The 2,441-nt window shown below is 61.3% G+C and carries 2 protein-coding genes; both read right to left on the reverse strand.

Annotation, left to right across the window (positions count from 1 at the left end):
• Nucleotides 1-348 (reverse strand): hypothetical protein (locus IK083_00990; GenBank protein ID MBR4748135.1); only part of this gene is annotated, 348 nt, incomplete at its 3' end.
• Nucleotides 349-355: 7 nt separating this feature from the next.
• A partial coding sequence (locus tag IK083_00995) for a DUF4838 domain-containing protein (GenBank protein MBR4748136.1) occupies nucleotides 356-2,441 on the reverse strand: 2,086 nt, incomplete at its 5' end.

A 2,441-nucleotide genomic window follows, 5' to 3' on the forward strand; every position in this document is an offset into this window, starting at 1 on the left:
CCCGGCCAGCACCAGGCTGTCCGGGCCGCTCTTTATCAGGATGCCGTCCCGCTTCAGGGAGTCCCAGTCAAAATCCGGGACCTGTTTTTTGGTCCATTCCGTCTGCCCCACGTAGATGTTGGCCAGAGCCTCCGAGGGCTCAGACACTATCTCCAGCCGGGCGCCGGATATCTGCTCTATGTAGGACTGCAGCTCCAGAGCCGCGTTTTTCTCCGGGGCCACAGCGTCCGGGCCCACCACTATCACCGCAGCCGGCCTCCCGCCCTCCGTCAGAACGCAGCCCGGGGACGGCAGGGCCACAAGGGCAAACACTGCCGCAAGCAGGACACAGAGCAGTATCTTTCTCATAGCCTTCTCACTTTTCGAATATCATATACACCTTGTCCACCCAGACGCCTCCCTTGACCGCCCCGTTGTTGAAGGGCAGGATGCACAGATGAACGTCATTGCATTCCCACAGGGGAGTCTCGCCGCAGTCTATGACGGTGTATTTGTCCCCGCTGAGCTCCGAGGCCATGATCCCTCTGGAAAACACGCCTCCCCGCTGAAAATCATACAGATGCAGCTCGCAGGCCTTTTGGGCGTCGTCCTTGGGGCCCTCCGCCCTGGCCGACACGAATATATGCATTTTGCTGAAGCCCGCCGAGAGGGCCTTGTTGAGGATGGGAGCCACCTTCCTTTGGAGACCCCATTCCGCCGTGTCGGTGTATTGCACTCCCGCAAAGCCCTCCTCGGCAAGAGGGTCCTCCTTAACGTCGCTGGCGACCCCCCTTATATAGCAGACAAAATCGCTGCCGGGCATACAGAAATACTCTTCGGGAGCCAGACTCCTCAGAGCCTCGGGCAGCACCTTCACCTCCGCCCGGCCTTCTTCCCGGACGGCGTCCTTGCCTTCGTAGAGCCCGCCTTCTCTGTTGTAGCGGTTGTCCGTGCGCTGAACGTAGTCGTACAGAGCGGCTTCAAACTCGCCGGTGTCCCGGTACAGGAGCCAGGGCGTCCGGGACCATTCCTGCCGGGCCTCCCCGGACAGGCGGGTAAGGGAGTACTCGAAATACATGGCCTCTCCCAGGACCCGGTCCTCCAGGGCTTCATTGCCCTTTACAGCGTTCATAGCCAGGCGGAACAGAGCCATGCACTCGCCGAAGGACGCCTTGTCCAGCCAGTGGGCGGAACCCAGATAGCAGCCCAGAGGCAGGGGAGACTGTCTCTCCAGAGCCTCGCAACGGCGGATGATCTCATAGAGATAAGGCCCGGCGGCGCCGTAATAGCCCGAGAGAAACTCCTTCATAATGAGGTCGTCGTCCAGCTCCGGGTCCCACATGAGCCGGGCCGCCATATAGGCCTTCAGCAGGGTAAAGGCGCAGTTCTTGTTGAAGGCGTCCCCCTGCTCAAACACAGCCTTTGCCCCGTTTTTCCTGAAGGTCAGGAGGTCCGGCTTCAGGCAGAAGAAATTGGGGTGCATCAGATAGGAGGCGCTGAAGTTCACCGTGTAGTTCCAGATGAACAGATTGTCCGTCAGCCGCCGCCAGCCGTCCAGGGACTTGAGGTAGCTCAGGTTCACCGCCACCCTTTTGGGATGTATGCTCGAGGCGCTGTCGGGCAGAGGAGTGCCAAAATCGTTGCGTATATTGCACAGCCTGACTATGACGTTTTTCTCCGGCCGGATGCCCCTGGGGGGAGTGACGGAGTAGTCGTAGGCAAAGGTCTCCACCAGCACGCCGGGGAACTCCTTCGCCACCGCCCGGGCCACCCGGTTCACGGCCTGCAGTATGACTCCCGACTGGGACCCGTATTTTTTGGCCAGGGCGGCGCAGTTTTTGCAGCGGCAATAGAGCTCGTTGTCGTTCTGGGACACGCTGATCATACGGGCGCCGGGGTTGTCCCTCAGGGTCCGGAGCACCTGCTCCGTCAGGGCCTCCACGCATTCGTCGTTGCTGAGGCACAGCTGGGCATAGGCCGAGACCCGCTTGCCCTCAAACTCGGTGAACCATTCCGGGTGGTCCCCGTAATACTCCGAGGGCGGCAAAAACTGAGCAAAGGTGTGGCCGCCGCCCAAGAGCTCCCAGCAGCCCCCCCATTCGGGGCTGATGGGGCCGGTGGCCGGATTGGTGCGGCCGTTGAGCTTGCGCTTCACCCTGAAGCGCTCGTCGTGCATGAACTCCCGGAAAAAGTCTTCCCGCAGATAAAAGGGAGGCCGGTAGGTCTTCCGCATCTCCGTGGCTATATCCGTCAGCCGGGGCACGTATTCGTCCTCCGGCGTCAGGAACCGGACCCCCAGAGCCTCCTCCAGAAAGTCATATACGGCGTAGAGGGTCCCCGCCGGCCGGTCCCCGGCCAGCACCAGGCTGTCCGGGCCGCTCTTTATCAGGATGCCGTCCCGCTTCAGGGAGTCCCAGTCAAAATCCGGGACCTGTTTTTTGGTCCATTCCGTCTGCCCCACG

Source organism: Abditibacteriota bacterium (genome assembly GCA_017552965.1).
Lineage (GTDB): Bacteria > Armatimonadota > UBA5829 > UBA5829 > UBA5829 > RGIG7931.